This window comes from Pantoea sp. GbtcB22 (genome assembly GCF_019091025.1).
GTDB lineage: Bacteria > Pseudomonadota > Gammaproteobacteria > Enterobacterales > Enterobacteriaceae > Pantoea > Pantoea leporis.
In genome coordinates, this window is sequence record NZ_JAGXKB010000638.1 from 1 (window position 1) to 244 (window position 244).

At 59.8% G+C, this 244-nt stretch carries 1 pseudogene; it reads right to left on the reverse strand.

The window, feature by feature from the left end:
• Window positions 1–100 (reverse strand): annotated as a pseudogene (locus KVT28_RS27990) (DNA/RNA nuclease SfsA); the annotation flags it as partial.
• Window positions 101–244: the final 144 nt, after the last annotated feature.

Below are 244 nucleotides of genomic sequence, written 5' to 3' on the forward strand. Positions count from 1 at the left end.
GAATGGTCAGCGTTTCACCTTCTGGCGTAACCACATCGGCTAAAAAGCGTCTGTAACGGGCGGTCAAACGGGTGGGTTTAAGCGGCGGATCGGATTCCATTTACTCTCCTGTGGGTGATAGTAGCGGCCAGCGGGCCAGCGCCTGATAACGTGTGCGGCCCCGCGTCACGTTCGAAGCCAACAGCGCAAGATGGCGGATATCGGTGCGGCAGTGAAAACCGCGCGGCGGCACCGCGATCTGTGT